Below are 19,844 nucleotides of genomic sequence, written 5' to 3'. Positions count from 1 at the left end.
CCGGGCGTCGCGGGGGAGGCAGAGGCATGCGCCCTGCGACGCCGGCATGATCCGGACGGCCGACCCGGCTAGGCGGCCAGGTCCCGTTCCTCCGCCCCCGTGGGCTCCTTCCGGGCCCCGGGGATCACCGCGTCCTGTCCACCCGCCCGTGACGCGCCCCGCGCCCTGATCAGCCACCCGCCCCGCGGCGAGCGCTCGATGGCGGACATCAACGGCGTCAGCAGGGCCATGGCCGGCGGCGAGAGCAGCAGCGCGACGGCCGTGCCGAGCGCGAACCCGCCCACGACGTCGGTCGGGTAGTGCACGCCCATGTAGACCCGGCAGAAGCCTTCGAGAAGCGCGAGCCCGATCCCGATCAGCCCGAACCTGCGGTTGGCGACGAACAACCCGACCCCCAGGGCCATCGCGATCGTCGCGTGGTCGCTCACGAACGAGTAGTCGGTCTTGCCGGCCACCAGGACTTCAAGTCCTTGATGCGTGTTGAAAGGACGGGGCCGCTCGACGAAGCCCCTTATCGGGACGTTCACGAGCACCGCGACCCCCGCGGCCAGCGGCGCCCAGACCAGCGCGGCCACCGACGAGGCGGCGTCCTCCGCGCCCCGGCGCCGCACGGACCACCAGCACCACAGTCCGAGCATGATCAGGGCGAGCAGGATCCCGTACTCACCGACGTACTCCATGACCCGGTCGAACCAGCCCGGGGCGTCCTTGGCCAGGCCATTGATGTCGTAAAGCAGCTCGACGTCGGGGTTCGACCCGGATTCTGCGAGTCCAGCCATGATGCTGCGGCCCCTTCATCTTCTCTCCGGCGCATCCTGCGTACGCCGTTCCGCCCACCCCCGTGGTTGTAGATCCGGCTACGACACCAGGAACGCACGGCTCCCGTTGATACGTTCCACACTCCACTGAATGATCACGCAGACGTTATCGAAGAGAGACCCATCGCCGCAGTTCAGGGGGGCGGTTCACACTCCGTCTACACGGTCGTGGGGAGCGCTTTCGCGCCATCTTCGGTGACCCGGGTGGCCCCGAAGTAGTCGGGGGTGTCGATCGGGTCGAACCGGATCACAGCACCTGTTCTCGGTGCGTCGATCATGTACCCGCCACCGACATAAATCCCCACATGCCGGATGGCCCGGGAGTTGGTGAGGTCGTCCGAGAAGAACACCAGATCCCCGGGCAGCAACTCGTCCCGGTCCGGGTGCGGCCCCGCGTTCCACTGGTCGTTGGCGACCCGCGGCAACGTGATCCCGACACTCTCGTACGCGGCCTTGGTCAACCCCGAACAGTCGAACCGCCCACCGTCCTCAGCAGTACCGTCACCACCCCAGAGGTAGAGCGTGCCGAGCTTCTTCTGGGCGTAGTAGATGGCCCCGGCGGCTTGCTCGGAGGGGTCGACGCGGGTCGTGGGTGCGGCGAAGCTCGCCTCCAGGGTCGTGATCGTCTTGACGTAGTTCTGGGTCTCCTTGTACGGCGGCACACCCCCGTACTTGATGACCGCGTACGCCCCCGCGTTGTACGACGCGAGCATGTTCTTCGTCGGGTCGCCGGGCACGTCCTTCACGTACGAGGCGAGCGTGCAGTCGTACTTCGCGGCCGATGGAATCGCGTCATTCGGATCCCATACGTCGCGGTCGCCGTCCCCGTCGCCATCGATCCCGTGCGTGGCCCAGGTCCCCGGGATGAACTGCGCGATGCCCTGCGCCGCCGCCGGGCTCTTGGCGTTCGGGTTGAAACCGCTCTCCTGGTACAACTGGGCGGCGAGGAGCGCCGGGTTGATGGCGGGGCACAGATTGCCCCACTTGCGCACGAGGTCCGCGTAGGCGGCCGGTACGGCCCCCTTGGCCAGCGTCTTGGCCGCTCCGCCGACGGTGCCGGCGAGGTTTCCCGCGACGATGTAGACCCCGACGACGAGCAGCATCACGAAGCTGAGCCCGGCCGCGACAGCGGCACCCGCCACGATCCATGCCTTACGCACCGTCAACCGCCCCTCGCCCGCCGGGAGTCCCGCCCGCGCCAGTCTAGGAGTTTCCCACCCGGAAGCCGGTGCAACCGATGCTCTCGTAGTCGGAGGGCCCGCCCTTGACGTGGTACAGGACCGCCGTCCAGTCACCCGGGTCGTTGGCGACGGGGATCGGCGGGTACGTCTTCCCGTTCGGGTAGTGGCTGCGGAAGTCGTCGGGGTACGTCAGCTCGATGAAGTCGCCGGTCTTCCGGTACTTGTAGATGTCGACGGGCCTGCTCGTGTAGCCGATGTTCTTGCTCTCCATCATCACGTCGTACGGCTTGCCCGTGTCGGCGTCGATCTCGTGCGGCGGCTTCACCCCCACCGAGACGTAGTACGGCTCCGGCTTCTTGGTGCCGAGTTCCGCGTACTTGAACCGGAAGGCGATCTTCGCCCGTTCCGACACGGTCGGTGATTCGGGGTCGTCGGCGTCGCCCACGCTGTACTGGAGTTCCCCGGCCGGAGGGACGCCACCGACCTGTCTGCACTCTCCGATGCCGCGGGCCGCCTCGTCGGGTTCGTCGGACAGGGTCCAGTAGTCCCGGGAGATCCGGTCGTTGACGATGTACTTCGCCACCTCGACGGGCGCGGCGCCGGTGGACGCCGAAGCCGTCGGCGACTTGCCACCGCCCCGCCCCTCCTCGGAGCCGTCGCCTCCGTCGTCGAGCGCCCGCAACGCCACCGCGGAGGCCGTGCCCACCACCAGCGCGACCGCGAGGGCCACGACCCAGGGGGTACGGCGGGACCTGGGCGGCCGCGGTACGGCGGTCGGCGCGGAGGGCGTGAGCGTCGGCACGTACCCGGGTCGGGCCGTCGGCACGTACCCGGGCCCGACGGTCGGCTGATACGCCGGTGGTGTCGGCGCCCCGTGCCCTGGTGGCACCAGCCCTGCCGCCACCGCCGCCTCCAGGTCCTGGGGCACGGCTTCGGCTTCGGTGCTGAGCCTCGCGTAGAACTGATCCTCGGCGAGCGCGGACGACACCGCGCAGCGTGTGATGACCGCGTCGAGTCCCGGCCGCGCGGCCGGCTCCTTGGCCACGCACTCCCGTATCAGCGCGGCAAGTTCCGGCTCCACCCCGTCGAGGTCGATCTCCTCGTGCACCACCCGGTACGACACCGCATGGGTCGGACCGGAACCGAACGGCGGCCGCCCCGTCACGGCATACGCGAGCGTCGCCCCCAACGCGAACACGTCGGCCGCCGCACCGACCTGATTGCTGATCAGCACCTCGGGCGCGGTGTAGCCCGGGGTGCCCGGCGCCAGTCCGGTCTGCGTGAGAGCCGTGTCGGCCACGCCACGAGCGATCCCGAAGTCGATGAGCAGCGGCCCCTGAGGAGACAGGATGACGTTCTGCGGTTTGAGGTCCCGGTGGGTCACGCCGTACCCGTGCACACTCGCCAGGGCTTCGGCCAGTGCCGCGAACAGCCGCCGTGCGCTGTCGGCGGGCAACGCCCCCCGCTCCCCCACCGCCCCGCCCAACGTCGGCCCCGACACATACTCCGTGGCCAGCCAGTAGGGCGCGGCGTCCAGTGACGCGTCGATCAGGTTGGCGGTGTACGCGCTGCGCACGGCCCGCACGGTCTCGACCTCCCGCCGGAACCGGGCCAGTGCCTCCGGATGGTCGGTGATCTCGTCACGGATCACCTTGATCGCGACCAGCCGCCCACCCGGCGACCGAGCCAGGTAGACCTGTCCCATTCCACCCGCCCCGAGCCGTGCGAGCAGCGTGTATGCGCCTATGTGCGCGGGATCCCGATCTTTCAGTGCGTCCACGGACCGACCTTGCCACAGAGCCGAGTTCGGCGCAGGCACGCCCTGCGGATCACGGATCCCGCGCCGCCTGCCGGTACAGCGCCGCCGCCCGGGCCCCCAGCACCACGCTGTACGACACGTCGGCCGTGGACCCACCCCCCTGATGCCCTCCGAGCACGCCCACGACCTGCCCGTCCCCGCCGACCCACGGGCTGCCGCTGGTCCCCCCGCTGAACCCCGGACATGCGAGGCGCTGCTGCGTACGACCGCGCGGACTCGGCCGGTTGGCGCAGCTGACCGGCGCCTCGCGGGCGTCCGGGTAGCCGGTGACGGTCACGGTCTCGGCCCCGGTCGCCGCACCCGTGACGAACCGGTTGGCGCCGACGACGTCCTCGACGCCCTCCCCGTCCCGCTTCCCGAGCACGGCGAACGCCACGTCACTGTCCTCGTCCCGCCCTTCGGTCCACCCCCGCGGCAGGAACCACCTCCTGACGCTCCACACCCCGTACGGCGCCCGGCCGTCCCGGTACCCGGGCACGAAGACCAGCGCGCCCGTCCTTGCGTCGAGGCAGTGGGCGGCGGTGACGATGAGGGAGCGGTGCGGGCTGTGGACGACGGATGCCGTGCAGAAGTGGCTGCCGCGCAGACGATCCCGGCGACCGGCCGCGAACAGCGCCCCTACCCGCGCGTTCCGCGCCGTCGCCACGGTGACGGCGCTCACCCCAAGAGGACCGGCGCCGGCGTCACCGGCCGCGGAGGAGGCCGGGGTGCAGGCGAGCAGGAGGCAGGCGGCGTACAGGGAGAGCCGGGTGGCGAGGGGGCGGGAGGGCTGTTTCATCGGGGGCCACTGTGGCGGACGAAGGTGAGAGGAACGTCAGATCGCCTGACGCCCTCCCGGGCGAGCCACGGTCCGGGCGGGGAGTACGGGCGGCGTCCCGGACCGGTGATTCACGCCGTCAGTTCCGTCTGGTGCGGCCCACCGGGGACCAGGTCGTGGCGGATGTACCACTCGGTGGCGAGGATCCGCTCGCGGACGGCCGCGGGAAAGCCGGCGAGCAGGCCCGGTGCGGCTCCCCGCTCGACCTCGCTGCGATGGGCCAGGACGGCGGCCCACTTCTGCTCCAGCCAGGCGCTCACATCGACGGTCGCGGTGATCCGCTCGTCGGGGACGGTGTTCATCGCCTTTCCCGCACCGGCCAGCTCGCTCAACGCGTCGAGGGCCGAGTGCGGGTGGGTGGCCAGGTAGAGGGCGCTCGGCTGCCACGGGGCACCGGCCTCGGGGTAGAGCCGCTCCAGTCCGGCCGCCTGCACCGCGAGGGCGGTCACGCGGTGGGTGTGCACATGGTCGGGGTGGCCGGTCAGGCCGCCGTAGGCGTCGTGGGTGACCACGATCTCCGGGCGGAACCGCCGGATATGGGCGACCAGCCGCCCCACCGACTCGTCGAGCGGCGCCTCGCACAGCCGGGGGCTGCCCGGCGCGGAGTGCGGCACCTTGGCGTCGGCGTAGCCGAGCATCAGCGGCTCCCCGGCACCGAGTACGCGCAGCGCCTGGGCGAGTTCGGTACCGCGCCGGGTGCCCGGGGTCCAGGTCGCCGTCACGACCGCCGTACGGGCGCCCGCGGCGGCATGGCGGGCGAGCACTCCACCCGAGAACAGGGACTCGTCGTCCGGGTGGGCGAACACGGCGAGCAGGCTCGGAACCGGCATCGGCGGCATGGGCGGTCACCTCCGCGTTGCGGCATACCCCTGAGGACAAAAGCTCAGACATGGGGTCGTCCGCCCCGGCAGACTGTGCCTCGACCGAGCAACTGGCCTAAGCGCCAACGATGTTCAGGGGGAACGAACGTGAAACGAACCAGTCGCGCTCTGGCCGTGACGGCACTGGTGGTCGGCGGACTGACCGGCCTCGGGGCGGCACCCGCCGCCGCGTCGCCCGATGTACTGCTGCCGCACCCCGGACCGGACGGCCTGGTGTGGGTGGAGGAGAGGACGGGAGACGGGGGTGTCGTGTCGGGGGGCGCCTGGGAGGGGCTGCCCACCGTGCTCACCGTGGCCTGTGAGGGCGGTGGCAGCGTGCACGTGACGATGGAGTCGTCGCGGGACACGCAGGTCGCCGCGTTCTCGGTCGACTGCCCGGCCGGGGAGGCCGGCGTGGGCTCGGTGACCATGGCCCCCGGCGTGGTCCCTCCCGGTTCGTTCTTCGTGACCGTCGACGCCTCCTCGGACGGCATCCGATGGGCCCTGACCGTGACCCAGCCGGAGTCCTGACGCGACGAACATCTGAAAAGGACGACCGAAACCCCTGCCGCCTGCCCGATTCCGGGCAGGATCGGTAGCTTCACCCCGCCCTCCACCCTAGGGTGAGCATCCATGATCGCCATGGACACCTTGGGGACGTTCTCTCTGATGGTGGGGTTGCTCACCCTCACCCCCGGTCTGGACACCGCACTCGTCCTGCGCACCGCCGCACTCGGCCGGCGCCGGCGCGCCTGGGGCGTCGTCCTCGGCATCCAGAGCGGCACCCTCGTCTGGGGCGTGCTCACCTCACTGGGCATCACCGCCCTGCTGACCGCGTCCCACCTCGCCTACGAGATCCTGCGCTGGGCCGGTGCCGCGTACCTGGTGTGGATGGGCGGCAGGATGCTCTGGTCCACCTGGCACCGCCCGGCCGACCGCCCGCGCACGACCGGGGACGCGGCCGACCCTCGCCCCGGCCCCCGCCCCGGAGCGGACACCGACGGCCCCCGGATCGACGACTCCCTCCTCGGCGGCTGGCGCCAGGGAACCGCGACGAACCTGCTCAACCCGAAGATGGGCGCCTTCTACGTGGCGGTGCTCCCGCAGTTCATCCCGGCCGACGCCCCGCACGTCGCCGCCGGCGTGCTCCTGACCGGCGTGCACGTCGTGCTCGCCGTCATCTGGGCCTGCGCGCTGATCGCCGTCGCGCACACCCTCCGGGACCTCCTCGGGCGACCCGCCGCGCGCCGCCGCCTCGACCGCCTCACCGGCACGGTCATCGCCGCCTTCGGCGTCCGGCTGGCGTTCGCGGAGTGACCCGCGTGGACCGCCACGCCCGCCACCGCCGCCGCCACGCCGGCCACCGCCATCGCAGGCCCGCCACCACCACGCCCACCACCGCCGCACCGCCATGGCCACGCCCACGCCCGCGACCGTCGGCACGGCGCCCCACCCACCGCGATCAGTTCACCCCCGGCAATCGGCTCACCGAAGCGAAAGGACAGCGCCCTTCATGCACCCCACGCGCCCGCGCCCCCTCCCCACCGCCCCCCAAGCCGTCGTCTTCGACTGCGACGGCCTCCTGGTCGACACCGAACGCTGCTGGACAGTCGCGGAGCGGGCTCTCTTCGCCGCGCACGGCCATCCCTTCGGCCCCGCACAGAAGGCCCTGCTCATCGGCCGTACCGTGGAGGCCGCGGCAGCTGCCATGGCGGAGTACTTCGGACGACCGGGAGCCGGCCCCGAGCTCGCCGCCGAACTCCTCGACGGGGTCCGCGGGGAGCTCGCCCGGGGCGCCGCCGCCCTCCCCGGGGCCGCGGAACTGGTGCGCGCCTGCCGGGCGGCCGTACCGATCGCCGTGGCCAGCAACAGCCCTCGCGAACTGCTCGACACCGCACTGGAATCGGCCGGTCTCGCCTCCTGCTTCACCCACTCGTTCGCCGCCGACGAGGTCCGCTCACCCAAGCCCGCGCCGGACCTCTACCGCAGGGCCTGCGAGGCGCTCGGCGCGGCGCCGGAGCACTGCGTGGCCTTCGAGGACTCGGCCACCGGCGTCTCCGCGGCCCGCACCGCCGGGCTCTACGTGGCGGTCGTGCCGTCCCTGCCCGGCGCCGGCCTCGACCACGACTGGCTGGGCGCCACCCTGGACACACCCGAACTGTCGGCCTGGGCCGCAGGACTGGGCCGAGCCACCGCCCGCCGAACCGCCTAGCTAGCGCTCAGCGGCCGCCGGGTCCGGCCGTTCCACCCGCTCCGAGGGCCAGCTCGCCCCCGTCAACTCCTCCGACACAGTCCACAGTCGCCGTGCCACCGCCGCGTCACTGGCCGCCGCGGTCCGCCCCACCAGCGTCGGCGCACCCCGCATCTCGGCGAACCCGTCGGGACCGACGTAGCTCGCGCCGGGCAGCTCCTGCGTGGCGGCGTACAGCGTCGGCAGCGCGCCCGCCCTGTCGTCCTGGGCGAGGAACCTGTTGCCGAACTTCATGAGCCCCCGCATCACCGGGTTCCCCGCGTGGCTCTGGAGGTTGGTGGCGGCGTAACCGGGGTGCGCCGCGACGGCGCGCACCGGGGATCCGGCCTCCGTCAGGCGGCGCTGGAGTTCCAGCGTGAAGAGGAGGTTCGCCAGCTTCGACTGGGCATAGGCGCGCTGCGGGTCGTAGCCGGAGGTGAAGTCGAGGTCCTCGAAGCGGATCCGCGCACCGAACCAGCGGTGGGCACCGGACGACACCGTCACCACCCGGTCCGTGACGTACGGCAGCAGCAGGTTGGTCAGCGCGAAGTGGCCGAGGTGGTTCGTGCCGAACTGCATCTCGAAGCCGTCCGCGGTCCGCTGCCGCGGCAGCATCATCACGCCCGCGTTGTTGATCAGCAGATCGAGCGGCCGCCCCTGCCAGCCGTCCGCGAACTCCCGCACCGACGACAGATCCGCCAGATCCAGCCGCCGCACCTCCGTGCTGCCGTGCACCTTCGCCGCGGCCGCCCGCCCCCGCTCCAGGTCCCGTACGGCCAGCACGACGTGGGCGCCCGCACGGGCCAGCGCGTCCGAGGCCGTGAGCCCGATGCCGCTGTTGGCGCCGGTGACGACGGCCGTGCGGCCGGTGAGGTCGGGGAGGCGGGTCGCGTCCCATGCCTTGTCGCTCTTCTTCATGTGGTCAGCCATACCTCGAATGTAGGCGCCGCCAACAATGCTGTCAATGACAACAATAGTGACGACGCCAACAATGATGGCATCGCCAACATCAAGCTACGATGGTGCGCATGCACGAGAGCCGCCCCTATCACCACGGAGACCTGCGCGCCGCCCTGCTCGCCGCCGCGGAACGCACCCTGCGTGACAAGGGCGTCGCCTCCCTCTCACTGCGCGAACTGGCGCGCGACGTCGGCGTGAGCCACGCCGCCCCGGGCCGCCACTTCAAGGACAAGCAGGCCCTGCTCAACGCGCTCGCCCTGGCGGGGTACGAACGGCTCGCCCAGACCCTGAGCGCCGCCGACGACCCCGCACTCCCCCTGGAGCCGCGCCTCATCGCGCTGGCCAGGGCCTACCTCGGCTTCGCCGTCGACAACACCGAGCTCCTGGAGCTCATGTACGCCCGCAAGCACGACCCCGGCGCCTCCGAGCAGATGGCGGCCGCCGTCGACCGCACGGTCGGCAGCCTCGAACGCGTCCTCGCGGACGCCCAGAAGCGCGGCGAGATCATCGACGGCGACCCTGAGGAACTCAACCTCGTCACCGGCGCCGCCCTCCACGGAGTGTCCGCCTTCATCACCGCCGGCTGGCTGACCCCGGAAGCGGCCCTGGCGGGCGTAGAGGGCCTCGTCCACCACCTGCTGCACGGCCTGAAGCCCCGCTGACCCGAAGGCCACGGGAACATCCACCCGCTGCCACCGCCGCCCTACCCCGCACCGCCTGACCCACCGTCACCACCCCCCACCACGGCGCCCGCACCCCGGCACGCCCCGTTCGCCCACCCGGGATAGCCTTCACCCGCAGAACACGGGCACGACCACTCACCCGACCGGCCGTCAGAAACGGCCCCCGGGGTGAAGAGGGGTAACGACGGAACCACACACCAGGTTCCGCTCAGGCCTCATTGCCCGGCGTGACCTGCCGTGATACACAGAGTGACCGTACGAGGTATTCGTACGAATCCCGCCCATCAATGACGCCAAGTCGACATACGACGGCGACAATGTCGGCGAGAATGAGGCCTGACCTCTGCGCAGCGCAGGGGAACTGCGGAACTACCCAACAGGGGCGGTGACTTACATGCTCTTTGCGGCCGATAAGGGCGACATCAACACCATCATCGGCGGGATCGCTCCGGACTGGGGTCCCTTCGGCAGCCTGGGCAACGAGGCGAAGGTGATGATCGAGGTCGTGATGGCGGTGGCCATCCTGATCTGCCTCGGCATCGCCATCTGGGGCGCGGCCAAACAGCGCATCGGCGCCACGGCGCTGCGCGACACGTTCAGCGCCGAGCAGGGCAAGGGTCTGATCATCGCCGGACTGACGGGCGTCTTCATCATCGGCTCACTGGGCACGCTGTTCACCATCGTGTACGGCATGGCCGTATAGCCGCCCCGTCGAGCTCCTCGCTCCTCGATCCCTCCGTCCGCTCCGGGCACGCCCGGTCCCCCCAGTCCCCCACCCACCCGTCGTGCCCAACCGGCTGAGGTTGCGTTTCCCTGATGTCGAGTCACCACACCGCGCCCACGCGGGAACCAGCACGGCTACCGTCGTACTCCTACGTGTATTCATCCGACGCCGAGGGGGCGTACGCGGCATGAGTCTCGGAGACGAACGGGAGACCTCCGGCGGCTACGGAGGCACCGGTCAGACCAGGACACGGCTGCCGGAGAGCGGCACCGACGTGTACGGGGGCGGGCGGCGGGGCGGCCGCTCGTCGTCGCGGAGCCTGGTCACCGTGGTGGGCGTGGTCGTCCTCCTCATCGCGGCGATCGCCTTCGCGAACCGTGGAGGCGATGACTCCGCTCAGGGTGCGGGGGACGAGAACCAGCCGAGTTCCTCAACAACGGCAGCCAGCGGCTCCAAGCCGGTGGAGGGGAAGGCCGGGGGGATCCCGGCGGGGTTCGCTCGGGATGAGGAGGGGGCGCAGAGTGCGGCGGCGAACTACTCCGTAGCTCTGGGGTCTGCGGAGATGTTCAACACCGCCAGACGGCACGAGATCGTGAACACCGTCTACGCCCCCGATGTCGCCGCCAACCGACAGGCCGACCTGGACAACGCGTATTCCAGCGAGGAGTTCCTGGCGAACATCGGCCTCGACAAGGACGGTGCCGCGCCGGCGGGCCAGTCGTTCATCTCCCGTGTCATCCCCGTGGGCACCAAGACCACGTCGTTCAGCGCGAACGCCGCCACTGTCGAGGTCTGGTACACCTCCCTCTTCGGTTTGTCCGGCGACGGCTCCACCAACCCGGTCTCCGAGAGTTGGTACACCACGACCTATCAGCTGACGTGGGTCGACAACGACTGGAAGGTCACTGACTTCCAGCAGAAGGACGGGCCCGTGCCGGTCGGCCGGGATCAGAGGGCCTCCACCGCCGACGACATGACGAAGGCCGTCGAGGAGTACGGAGGGTTCACGTATGCGCGCTAACCGCCACTTCCTCAAGGTCACCGCGGCATTCGCCGCCGTACAGACCACGGCCGTGCTGCTGGCCACGCACGCCGTCGCCGCCCCGACCCCCTCGCCCACACCGTCGGGCAGCAGTAACCCCTGCGACCTCATCCGCGGCCCCGCCAAGGACTACTGCGAAAAAGACAACGGCGGCTCCAACCGCTCCGGCGGCACCCCCTCCCTCACCGACCCCACCTCCACCCTCGACCCCCTCTCCTCCCTCGCCAAGGGCTGTGCCGACGCCGCCGCATGGACCGTCAACCAGCTCAGTGACGCCGTGCAGGAGACCGCGAACGTCGACTTCACGAACGCCAAGTTCCTCCAGCAGTACGCTGTCGTCTTCGCGGCATCGACGATCCTCACGCTTCTCCTGTGGCTGCTGGCCGTGGCCAAGCGAGCCGTGAGAGGCGTCCCCCTCACCACCGCCATCAGCGAAGCGATCGGCTTCCTGTGGCTCACGGTGCTGGCGTCCGCGTTCACGCCCCTGATCCTCTACACCGTCGTATCGGCGACCGACGGCATCACGGACGTCCTGGCCAAGACGACGGGCGACCAGACGGACACCTTCTTCGGCACCTTCTCCGGCGCCCTGGAGAAGGGCGAGGACATCGGCGGCGGCCCGATCATGCTGATCGTCGTCTCCCTGGTCAGCATCCTCGCCGCCGGCGTCCTGTGGCTGGAGCTCGTCATCCGCGCCGCCCTGCTCTACGTCGGCGCCCTCCTCGGCACCGTCGTCTACGCGGGCCTGGTCGACAAGAACCTGTGGGGCCACGTCCGCCGCTGGGCGGGCATCATGATCGCCGTCATCCTCGTGAAGCCGGTCATCGTCATCGTCCTCGGCCTCGCCGGCGCCCTGTCCGCCGACGACGGCCCGAACGCCTTCTCCGCCGTCGTCTCCGGCCTCGCCATCATCCTGCTCGCCATCTTCGCCAGCGCGATGATCTACCGTTTCGTCCCCGGTTTCGGCGACGAACTCGCCGGCTCCCGCAACAACCGCATCATGCGCGGCGCCGAAGGCAAGGCCGCCGCCGTCATCAGCTCCCCGGCGACCCTCGTCGCCCAGGGCATCAAGGCCCACAGCACCCGCGCGGACAGCAACGCCGGCGGAGCACGCCCCTCCAACCCCGCCTCCGGCGGCGTCGCCGCGCACAGCTCGCGCTCCTCGAACGGGGGCGGCGGATCTGTCCCCTCCGCCGCACCCGCACCCCGTTCGAGCAGCACGGTGAACACCCCTCACGCCAGCAACACCCGCAACAGCAATCGTTCAGGAGGTGACGGGCGTTGACGACCGAGTCCCACGTGTCCCATCCGGTCACGCCCCGCCGTACATATCTCATCGGCCGCGCCCGGCCGAACGCGATCGTCGGCCGCAACCGCGAGACCGGCGAGATCGCGCTGATCATCGCGGGCGCGTTCCTCGGCATGATGTGCGGCCTCCTCGTCCCCGTCCTGTCCGCACGCATCGTGCTGCTCATGGGCTTCCCGATGCTCGCGCTGGCCGCGGTCTACGTGCCGTACAAGCAGCGGACCTTCTACAAGTGGTTCGAGATCAACCGCAGCTACAAGCGCACCCTGCGCCAGGGCACGACCTACCGCTCCGGCGCCATCGAGGCCGGCACCCACATCGACGGCCGCGAGGTCGAGGTCGGCCCGCCCCCGGGCATCGGCCGCATCACCTGGCTCGCCGCGCCGTTCGGGCCGGACGAGATCGCCGTACTGCTGCACGCCGACCGCCGCACGGTGACGGCCGCGATCGAGATCGAGGGGCCCGGCGTCGGCCTGCGGGACTCCGAGGACCAGGAGGCCCTCGTCGACCGCTTCGGCACCCTGCTGAAGCATGTCGCCAACGGCGACGGCTTCGTGACGCGCCTTCAGATGCTCGCCCGCACCCTCCCCGCCGACCCCGACGCCCACGCCAAGGACGTCGCCGTACGCGGCGACGACCGTTCCCCGGGCTGGCTGCAGCAGTCGTACGACCAACTGCAGTCCATGGTGTCGACGAGCAGCGAGCAGCACCGCGCGTACCTCGTCGCCTGCATGCACTTCACCCGCGAACTGTCCGCCGAGGCCCTGGCGATGGCCCGGGCCGCCCGCACACACGGCGGCAAGATCGACCGGGACGCCGGTCTCGCGGTCGTCATGGCCCGCGAGCTCACCGACATCTGCTCGCGCCTGCAGGAGGCCGACATCCGGGTCCGCCAGCCGCTCGGGCAGGGCCGCCTCGCCTCCCTCATCCACTCCATGTACGACCCGGACCACCCGATCGACCACATCCAGGCGATGACGAAGCGCAACGCCTGGCCGGCCGAGCTGGACGCCATGGAGCCGACGTTCCTCCAGGCGAAGACGCGGGAGTCCTCCACGCGCGCCCCCTGGTGCCACGCCACGGCCTGGGTGAAGGAGTGGCCGATGACCCCGGTCGGCGTCAACTTCCTGGCGCCGCTGCTCGTCCACACCCCGGACGTCATCCGCACGGTCGCCGTCACGATGGACCTCGAACCCACCGAGGTCGCCATCGAACGCATGCTGACCGAGAAGACCAACGACGAGGCGGAGGCGAGCCGCGCCGCCAAGATGAACCGCACCGTGGACCCGCGCGACGTCGCCGCCCACAACCGTCTCGACCAGCGCGGCGAGGACCTCGCGAGCGGCGCCGCCGGAGTGAACCTCGTCGGCTACATCACCGTCTCCTCCCGTAGCCCCGAGGCGCTGGCCCGCGACAAGCGGACCATCCGGGCGTCGGCCGGAAAGTCGTATCTGAAGCTGGAATGGTGCGACCGCGAGCACCACCGGGCATTCGTCAACACGCTCCCCTTCGCCACCGGCATTCGGAGGTAGGACCTGATGCGGGACCCGCTGTCCGTCCTCACCGACGCCTTCACGTCCTTCCTCTTCGGGAAGGTCGAGACGACCCGGCCGCCGGTGCGCACGTCGACGGGCCAGGCCCAGGCGGTCTACCTCCCGACCGCCGCCCCCGGCCTCGGCGACTCGGGCGTCATCATCGGCCGCGAGGTGTACTCCGGGAAGGGCTACATCTACGACCCCTTCCAGCTGTACGGTCAGCAGCTCCCCGCCCCCCACTGGCTGGTCCTCGGCGAGTCCGGCAACGGCAAGTCGGCCCTGGAGAAGACCTACGTCCTGCGGCAGCTGCGCTTCCGCGACCGCCAGGTCGTCGTCCTGGACGCCCAGGGCGAGGACGGCGTCGGCGAGTGGAACCTCATCGCGCAGGAGCTGGGGATAACGCCGATCCGGCTCGACCCGATGGCCGCCCTGGACCACGGCATCCGCCTCAACCCCCTCGACCCGTCGATCACGACCACGGGCCAGCTCGCGCTGCTCCGCACGATCATCGAGGTCGCGATGGGCCACGGCCTCGACGAGCGCTCCGGCTTCGCGCTGAAGGTCGCGCACGCCTACGTCAACGAGACGATCGTCGCACGCCAGCCGGTCCTGACCGACATCGTCGAGCAGCTACGGCACCCCGAGCCGGAGTCCGCCGAGGCGATGAACGTCGCCATAGACGACGTACGGGCGTGGGGCCTGGACGTGGCACTGGTGCTGGACCGTCTGGTCGACGGTGACCTCAGGGGCATGTTCGACGGCCCCACGACGGTCGGCATCGACCTGGACGCACCGCTCATTGTGTTCGATTTGTCCCACATCGACCGCAACTCCATCGCGATGCCGATCCTGATGGCGATCGTCGGCGTATGGCTGGAGCACACCTGGATCCGCCCCGACCGGAAGAAGCGCATCTTCCTGGTCGAGGAGGCCTGGCACATCATCAACAGCCCCTTCGTGGCCCAGCTGTTCCAGCGTCTGCTCAAGTTCGGCCGACGGCTCGGCCTGTCCTTCGTCGCGGTCGTCCACCACCTCTCGGACGTCGTGGACGGCGCGGCGGCGAAGGAGGCGGCGGCGATCCTGAAGATGGCGTCGACGAGGACCATCTACGCCCAGAAGGCGGACGAGGCGAGGGCGACGGGCCGCGTACTGGGCCTGCCGCGCTGGGCGGTGGAGATCATCCCCTCCCTCACGCCCGGCATCGCCGTCTGGGACGTCAACGGCAACGTCCAGGTCGTCAAACACCTGGTCACCGAGACCGAACGCCCCCTGGTCTTCACCGACCGCGCGATGACCGAGTCGTCGAGCGACCACCTGGCCGACGACGCGCTGCGCGCCGCCGAGCTGGAGGCGGAGGAACGGGCGGCGGCCTTCGTGGAGCAGCACCTCGGCGACTCCGAATCGACGGTGGCGTAAGGAGAAGCGTTGAGACCGGACGACCGCCGCGCACACCGGGACGGCAGGGACCACCGGGAGGTTCAGGGAGGCATCCCCGACGGCCTGTTGATCGGCCTGCTCGCCTTCCTCCTGGGCATGACCGTGCTGGTGTGGTCGGCGACGGGCCTGGCGGCGTGGTTCGCGCACGGCTCGTGGCCGACCGGCGTCACCTTCGCCCGCACCCCGCTGGCCATGCGCCATCTGATCGAGCAGCCCCACGACATCCCGGGCGCCTGGCCGGACGCGCCGGCGAACCAGTTCTCGGGATACGGGCTCTTCTGGGGCCTGTTCATAGGCCAGCTGATGATCCTGATCGTCCTCACGGTGTTCGTCCTGGGGACGGTGGCCCGCTGGCGAGCCGTCAGGGCGGCGCGGCGGGCGGGGAAGACGCGGGTCGAGGGGGAGCCGGACCCTGCCGGTCCGCCCTCCCCCACCCTCGTCAAAGCCGACGTCCCGGCCCCGAGAACGGAGCCGCAGCCGCAGCCGACACAGGCGCACCCGTCGCCGGCGCACCCGTCACCAGTGCACCCGACGCAGATGCACCCCTCACCGATGCACCCGTCACCGGCACCGCACCCCGATTCCGGCGGGCCGACCACGACGACCGAACGCACAGCGCCCAGCGAAGGCACGGACGTGGGCGCGGGCGTGGGCATGGGCGCAGGCCCGGTGTCATGGACCGAGGCGCACAGCCCGCCGCCCGTCGAACAACACGGCGGATGGGAGAAGATCCTGGTGGCTCCCAAGGAAAGCCGCCAGACGACCGCGGCCCAGGCGGTACACGACGCGCCGGGCCCCACCCTCGTGATCACCTCGAACGCCGCCCTGTGGGAGCAGACCAAGGACGCCAGGTCCAAGCTCGGCCCGGTCCATCTCTACGACCCCGCGCACCTGTGCGACACCCCGGCCCGCCTCCACTGGTCCCCCGTGGCGGGCTGCGAGGACAAGGGGACAGCGGCCTCAAGAGCATCCGCGCTCCTGACCCCGGTCCGCCCCACCTCCCGTCTCGACCAAGCGGTCAGCGACACCGCCGAGACGCTCCTGCGCAGCTACCTGCACGCCGCGGCCATCGACGGCCGTACGATGCGCCACGTCCACCGCTGGTCCCAGGGCACCCAGGTCCAGGACGCCGTACGCACCCTCCGGACGAACCCGAAGGCCGCGCCGGGCGCCGCGGGCGAGCTCGAAGCCGCCCTCACGGCCCACCCCGAACGCCGGGACATGGCCCATGAACTGACCGGCAGAGCCCTCTCGGCCCTCCTCACGGTCAACATCCGCGAAGCCTGCACTCCAAACCGAACTGATGCCCTCGCCTTGGATTCCTTTGTTCACGAAGCGGGCACGCTTTATGTGGTGGGTGAATCCATCGAGGACCCCAGGAGCAACCCCGGCGCGATGCCCCTGCTGACGGCCCTCGTCTCGAACGTGGTCGAGCGCGGCCGGCGCATGGCCGAACGGTCATCCTCCGGTCGCCTCGACCCACCACTGACGCTCGTCCTGGACGACGTCGCCGCCGTGGCTCCGCTTCCCCAGCTCCCGGAGCTGCTGGCAACCGGAGCGGACCGGGGCATGCCGACCCTGGCCCTGCTCCGGTCCCGGGAACAGGCCCGCTCCCGCTGGCCGCACGACGAACTCCCGGTGTGACCGAGACGTCACACCCGCACGAGCACCCGCACCCGTCTCTCAGCCGGCCGGTCACGGCCGCTCAAGGACGAACTCCAACTCGGTCTCCCCCGGCGCCCCGGGGAGCGGCACCGTCACCCCGCTCGGCACGAACCCCACCTTGCGGTAGAACCGCTGGGCCCGCCCGTTCTCCTCGTGCACGATCAACCGCACCCGCTCCGCGCCCCGCGACCACGCCCACTCAAGCCCGGCGTCGAAGAGCACATCGGTCAACCCGCTGCCCCGCTCCTCCGGCCGCACGAACACAGCGACGACATGCCCCTGCTTCCGCTCCACCGGAAACCCGGCCCAGTCGGTCGTCCCCGGCTCCTCCACCAGCACGGTCAACGTCCCGACCCACACCCCGTCCGGCCGCTCCGCGATGATCGTCTGCGCCCGGTCGGCCCCCTCGCAGGCACCGGCCGCCCGCTCCTTCCAGAACGAGTCGGGCCGGGCCACAGCGGCCTCGTACGTCTCCAGGAAGGCCAGCGGAGCGATCGGGTCCTGCAGCGCGGCCAGCCTCAACTCCTTGGCGGCAGGCCACTCGTCGGCACGGATCGACCGGATGACGTAGGCGCCGGGACTCAGGGTGCTCATGACGGCCACCGTAGTACCCGGGTACGACATCCCTCACCTGGAATAGTGCCCACGGTCCTGTCCGCGCAGGTACGGCACCGCGCACCATGGACGACGTGACGCAAGAGCAGGCCAGGCAAGAGCGAGCCACGGAACCCCTCACCCAGCACGTCCAACGCATCAGCCGACGGGTACGCGCCTTCGACCACCGCCACCCCCTCGTCTGGGACCTGCAGCTCACCGGCTTCTGGGTGACGGCCGCTCTGATCGACTACTACGGCGGCGGCTGGCTCAACGTGGCCCGCGACCACGACAACCCGCGCTGGCTGGTCCTCCTCCTGAGTCTCGGTCTCTCCGTCCCCCTCCTCAAGCGCCGGTCGCATCCCCGGGCCGTACTCCTCGCCATAGCCCCGTTCGCCCTGGTGAACGCCTGGACGGGCATCGCCCTCCAGGCGTTTCTGCTCCAGCTCCTCGTCGTCTTCCACATCGCCCTGCGCCGCCGTACGAGCAACCTGTGGTGGGCGACGGCCCTCATCACCACCCCCATGGCGGTGCTGGCGGCCCGCCACCCACAGGGGAGCCCGGACAAGGACATCGTCCCGGTCCTGATGTCGATCGCCGTGGCAGTCGCCGTGGGCATCACCGTCCGCACCCGCCGCGACCACACCGAGGCCCTGGAGGACCGCGCCCGCCGCCTGGAGATCGAACGCGACCAGCAGGCCCAGCTCGCCGCCGCGGCCGAACGCGCCCGCATCGCCCGCGAGATGCACGACATCATCGGCCACAACCTCTCCGTCATCACCGGCCTGGCCGACGGCGGCCAGTACGCCGCCGCCAAGTCCCCCGAGCGCGCCGCCCAGGCCCTGCAGGCCATCGCCACCACCAGCCGCCAGGCCCTCGGCGAACTGCGTCGCCTCCTCGACGTCCTGCGCGACGAGGAGGCCCCCACCGCCTCCCACCCCGAACTGGCCCCCCAGCCCACCCTCACCGACCTGGACCAACTCCTCGACCGCGTACGCGCCGCCGGCCTCCCCGTCCGCATCACCGTCCACGGCACCCCGAGCCTCCCCGCGGGCCGCCAGCTCACCGTCTACCGCGTCGTCCAGGAAGCCCTGACCAACACCCTCAAACACGCCGGCCCCGGCACGACGGCGGAGATCTCACTCTCCTACGAGGAGAAGGGCGCCGTCACCGCCACCGTGACCGACACCGGCAGCGCCGGCCCCACCGGTCCCGCCGCCATCACGGGTGGCCGCGGCCTCCCCGGAATGCGCGAGCGAACGGCCCTGTACGGCGGCACACTTGAGGCCGGCCCACGCCCCCAGCCCGAACGGGGCTGGCGCGTCCATCTGCGTCTCCCGGAGGAAACCCCGCAGTGACCACCGTCCTCATCACCGACGACCAGCCTCTCCAGCGCTTCGGCTTCCGCATGCTCCTGGAGAGCCAGGACGACATGACGGTGCTCGGCGAGGCGTCCAACGGCAGCGAGGCGATCCGCATGACCGCGGAACTGCACCCCGACGTCGTCCTGATGGACGTCCGCATGCCCGGCCTGGACGGCATCGAGGCCACCCGCCGCATCACCGCCGCCGGCGACCGCACCCGGGTCCTGATCCTCACCACCTTCGACCTCGACGAGTACGCCTACGCCGGCCTTCGCGCGGGAGCCTCCGGCTTCCTCGTCAAGGACGCCCAGCCGGAGGAGCTCCTCTCCGGCATCCGCGCCGTGGCGACAGGCGACGCGGTCGTCGCCCCCAGCCTGACCCGCCGCCTGCTGGACGCGTACGTCCACCACCTGCCGGCACGGACCACGCCCGACGGCACCACCATGCCCCTCGACGCCCGCCTGACCGCACTCACCGACCGCGAGCTCGAAATCCTCACGGTGGTCGGCAAGGGCTGGACCAACACCGAGATAGCCGGGCGCCTCCACTTGGCCGAGTCCACGGTGAAGACCCACGTGGGCCGCATCCTCGCCAAGACAGGCTCCCGGGACAGAATCCAGGCGGTGATTCTGGCGTACGACACCGGACTGGTACAGCCGTCCTGAAACGCAAAAAGGCCCACACCATAAAGGTGTGGGCCTTTTCTCAAAATTTGTTCGGCGGTGTCCTACTCTCCCACAGGGTCCCCCCTGCAGTACCATCGGCGCTGTAAGGCTTAGCTTCCGGGTTCGGAATGTAACCGGGCGTTT

Annotated in this window: 19 protein-coding genes and 1 rRNA gene; 12 read left to right on the top strand and 8 right to left on the bottom strand. The window is 70.8% G+C overall.

Annotation, left to right across the window (positions count from 1 at the left end; genetic code table 11):
• Nucleotides 1-68: 68 nt before the first annotated feature.
• From ACFYNL_RS25505 to ACFYNL_RS25485, 5 genes are all read right to left on the bottom strand, one after another.
• On the bottom strand, nucleotides 69-779 hold the full coding sequence (locus ACFYNL_RS25505; protein ID WP_388807314.1) for a phosphatase PAP2 family protein: 711 nt from the start codon (nucleotides 777-779) through the stop codon (nucleotides 69-71).
• A 197-nt stretch (nucleotides 780-976) separates the two neighbouring features.
• On the bottom strand, nucleotides 977-1,921 hold the full coding sequence (locus ACFYNL_RS25500; RefSeq protein ID WP_388807941.1) for an NlpC/P60 family protein: 945 nt from the start codon (nucleotides 1,919-1,921) through the stop codon (nucleotides 977-979).
• Between the two features lie 100 nt (nucleotides 1,922-2,021).
• Nucleotides 2,022-3,779, bottom strand: coding sequence for a serine/threonine protein kinase (locus tag ACFYNL_RS25495; RefSeq protein ID WP_388807313.1), 1,758 nt, complete (start codon nucleotides 3,777-3,779; stop codon nucleotides 2,022-2,024).
• A 49-nt stretch (nucleotides 3,780-3,828) separates the two neighbouring features.
• Nucleotides 3,829-4,596 carry a trypsin-like serine peptidase gene (locus ACFYNL_RS25490; RefSeq protein WP_388807312.1) on the bottom strand — a complete coding sequence of 256 codons (768 nt, stop codon included), beginning with the start codon at nucleotides 4,594-4,596 and terminating at the stop codon, nucleotides 3,829-3,831.
• A 110-nt stretch (nucleotides 4,597-4,706) separates the two neighbouring features.
• On the bottom strand, nucleotides 4,707-5,465 hold the full coding sequence (locus tag ACFYNL_RS25485; RefSeq protein ID WP_388807939.1) for a PIG-L deacetylase family protein: 759 nt from the start codon (nucleotides 5,463-5,465) through the stop codon (nucleotides 4,707-4,709).
• Nucleotides 5,466-5,603: 138 nt separating this feature from the next.
• Here ACFYNL_RS25485 and ACFYNL_RS25480 point away from each other — a divergent pair, with 138 nt between their 5' ends.
• The 3 genes from ACFYNL_RS25480 to ACFYNL_RS25470 all read left to right on the top strand — a co-directional run bounded on the left by ACFYNL_RS25480 (nucleotide 5,604) and on the right by ACFYNL_RS25470 (nucleotide 7,707).
• Nucleotides 5,604-6,026, top strand: a complete 423-nt coding sequence (locus ACFYNL_RS25480; protein ID WP_388807311.1) for a hypothetical protein — start codon at nucleotides 5,604-5,606, stop codon at nucleotides 6,024-6,026.
• A gap of 102 nt (nucleotides 6,027-6,128) precedes the next feature.
• A complete protein-coding gene (locus tag ACFYNL_RS25475; protein ID WP_388807310.1) occupies nucleotides 6,129-6,812 on the top strand; it encodes a LysE family translocator in 684 nt (227 codons plus the stop codon).
• Nucleotides 6,813-7,008: 196 nt separating this feature from the next.
• Entirely contained in the window at nucleotides 7,009-7,707 is a 699-nt protein-coding gene (locus tag ACFYNL_RS25470; protein ID WP_388807309.1) for an HAD family hydrolase, read from the top strand.
• On the opposite strand, the gene ACFYNL_RS25465 is transcribed toward ACFYNL_RS25470, so the two are convergent.
• Nucleotides 7,708-8,655: an oxidoreductase gene (locus ACFYNL_RS25465; protein WP_388807308.1), complete on the bottom strand. Its 948-nt coding sequence runs from the start codon at nucleotides 8,653-8,655 to the stop codon at nucleotides 7,708-7,710.
• A gap of 89 nt (nucleotides 8,656-8,744) precedes the next feature.
• Between ACFYNL_RS25465 and ACFYNL_RS25460 the strand changes: the two genes are divergently transcribed.
• From ACFYNL_RS25460 to ACFYNL_RS25430, 7 genes are all read left to right on the top strand, one after another.
• Entirely contained in the window at nucleotides 8,745-9,347 is a 603-nt protein-coding gene (locus ACFYNL_RS25460) for a TetR/AcrR family transcriptional regulator (protein ID WP_388807307.1), read from the top strand.
• Between the two features lie 415 nt (nucleotides 9,348-9,762).
• The gene (locus ACFYNL_RS25455) at nucleotides 9,763-10,071 is read left to right on the top strand and encodes a hypothetical protein (protein ID WP_004000049.1); all 309 of its coding nucleotides are present in this window, start codon (nucleotides 9,763-9,765) and stop codon (nucleotides 10,069-10,071) included.
• 208 nt (nucleotides 10,072-10,279) lie between these two features.
• On the top strand, nucleotides 10,280-11,113 hold the full coding sequence (locus ACFYNL_RS25450; protein ID WP_388807306.1) for a hypothetical protein: 834 nt from the start codon (nucleotides 10,280-10,282) through the stop codon (nucleotides 11,111-11,113).
• On the top strand, nucleotides 11,103-12,419 hold the full coding sequence (locus tag ACFYNL_RS25445) for a hypothetical protein (RefSeq protein WP_388807305.1): 1,317 nt from the start codon (nucleotides 11,103-11,105) through the stop codon (nucleotides 12,417-12,419). Before ACFYNL_RS25450 ends, ACFYNL_RS25445 begins: the two co-directional genes overlap by 11 nt.
• Nucleotides 12,416-13,972: an SCO6880 family protein gene (locus ACFYNL_RS25440; RefSeq protein ID WP_388807304.1), complete on the top strand. Its 1,557-nt coding sequence runs from the start codon at nucleotides 12,416-12,418 to the stop codon at nucleotides 13,970-13,972. Before ACFYNL_RS25445 ends, ACFYNL_RS25440 begins: the two co-directional genes overlap by 4 nt.
• A gap of 6 nt (nucleotides 13,973-13,978) precedes the next feature.
• Complete coding sequence (locus tag ACFYNL_RS25435) at nucleotides 13,979-15,391, top strand: ATP-binding protein (RefSeq protein ID WP_388807303.1); 1,413 nt, start codon at nucleotides 13,979-13,981, stop codon at nucleotides 15,389-15,391.
• A gap of 9 nt (nucleotides 15,392-15,400) precedes the next feature.
• Nucleotides 15,401-17,056: a TraM recognition domain-containing protein gene (locus ACFYNL_RS25430; protein WP_388807302.1), complete on the top strand. Its 1,656-nt coding sequence runs from the start codon at nucleotides 15,401-15,403 to the stop codon at nucleotides 17,054-17,056.
• Between the two features lie 51 nt (nucleotides 17,057-17,107).
• On the opposite strand, the gene ACFYNL_RS25425 is transcribed toward ACFYNL_RS25430, so the two are convergent.
• Nucleotides 17,108-17,671 (bottom strand): GNAT family N-acetyltransferase, encoded by a 564-nt coding sequence (locus tag ACFYNL_RS25425; protein ID WP_388807301.1) that lies wholly within the window; start codon nucleotides 17,669-17,671, stop codon nucleotides 17,108-17,110.
• 86 nt (nucleotides 17,672-17,757) lie between these two features.
• Here ACFYNL_RS25425 and ACFYNL_RS25420 point away from each other — a divergent pair, with 86 nt between their 5' ends.
• Both ACFYNL_RS25420 and ACFYNL_RS25415 read left to right on the top strand, forming a co-directional pair.
• A complete protein-coding gene (locus tag ACFYNL_RS25420; protein WP_388807300.1) occupies nucleotides 17,758-19,029 on the top strand; it encodes a sensor histidine kinase in 1,272 nt (423 codons plus the stop codon).
• Nucleotides 19,026-19,700, top strand: coding sequence for a response regulator (locus ACFYNL_RS25415; RefSeq protein ID WP_388807299.1), 675 nt, complete (start codon nucleotides 19,026-19,028; stop codon nucleotides 19,698-19,700). The genes ACFYNL_RS25420 and ACFYNL_RS25415 overlap by 4 nt, the downstream gene beginning before the upstream one ends.
• 49 nt (nucleotides 19,701-19,749) lie before the next feature.
• On the opposite strand, the gene rrf is transcribed toward ACFYNL_RS25415, so the two are convergent.
• Nucleotides 19,750-19,844, bottom strand: a 5S ribosomal RNA gene (gene rrf / locus ACFYNL_RS25410); the annotation flags it as partial.

This window comes from Streptomyces sp. NPDC007808, from assembly GCF_042868655.1.
Lineage (GTDB): Bacteria > Actinomycetota > Actinomycetes > Streptomycetales > Streptomycetaceae > Streptomyces.
This window is presented reverse-complemented; position numbering and strand designations above follow the sequence as displayed.

Excerpts from the sequence above, each read along its gene's own strand:
- ACFYNL_RS25505 (WP_388807314.1), bottom strand. The coding sequence starts at position 779 with ATGGCTGGACTCGCAGAATCCGGGTCGAACCCCGACGTCGAGCTGCTT.
- ACFYNL_RS25500 (WP_388807941.1), bottom strand. The coding sequence starts at position 1,921 with ATGCTGCTCGTCGTCGGGGTCTACATCGTCGCGGGAAACCTCGCCGGC.
- ACFYNL_RS25490 (WP_388807312.1), bottom strand. The coding sequence starts at position 4,596 with ATGAAACAGCCCTCCCGCCCCCTCGCCACCCGGCTCTCCCTGTACGCC.
- ACFYNL_RS25485 (WP_388807939.1), bottom strand. The coding sequence starts at position 5,465 with ATGCCGGTTCCGAGCCTGCTCGCCGTGTTCGCCCACCCGGACGACGAG.
- ACFYNL_RS25475 (WP_388807310.1), top strand. The coding sequence starts at position 6,129 with ATGATCGCCATGGACACCTTGGGGACGTTCTCTCTGATGGTGGGGTTG.
- ACFYNL_RS25470 (WP_388807309.1), top strand. The coding sequence starts at position 7,009 with ATGCACCCCACGCGCCCGCGCCCCCTCCCCACCGCCCCCCAAGCCGTC.
- ACFYNL_RS25465 (WP_388807308.1), bottom strand. The coding sequence starts at position 8,655 with ATGGCTGACCACATGAAGAAGAGCGACAAGGCATGGGACGCGACCCGC.
- ACFYNL_RS25460 (WP_388807307.1), top strand. The coding sequence starts at position 8,745 with ATGGTGCGCATGCACGAGAGCCGCCCCTATCACCACGGAGACCTGCGC.
- ACFYNL_RS25455 (WP_004000049.1), top strand. The coding sequence starts at position 9,763 with ATGCTCTTTGCGGCCGATAAGGGCGACATCAACACCATCATCGGCGGG.
- ACFYNL_RS25450 (WP_388807306.1), top strand. The coding sequence starts at position 10,280 with ATGAGTCTCGGAGACGAACGGGAGACCTCCGGCGGCTACGGAGGCACC.
- ACFYNL_RS25445 (WP_388807305.1), top strand. The coding sequence starts at position 11,103 with ATGCGCGCTAACCGCCACTTCCTCAAGGTCACCGCGGCATTCGCCGCC.
- ACFYNL_RS25435 (WP_388807303.1), top strand. The coding sequence starts at position 13,979 with ATGCGGGACCCGCTGTCCGTCCTCACCGACGCCTTCACGTCCTTCCTC.
- ACFYNL_RS25425 (WP_388807301.1), bottom strand. The coding sequence starts at position 17,671 with ATGAGCACCCTGAGTCCCGGCGCCTACGTCATCCGGTCGATCCGTGCC.
- ACFYNL_RS25420 (WP_388807300.1), top strand. The coding sequence starts at position 17,758 with ATGGACGACGTGACGCAAGAGCAGGCCAGGCAAGAGCGAGCCACGGAA.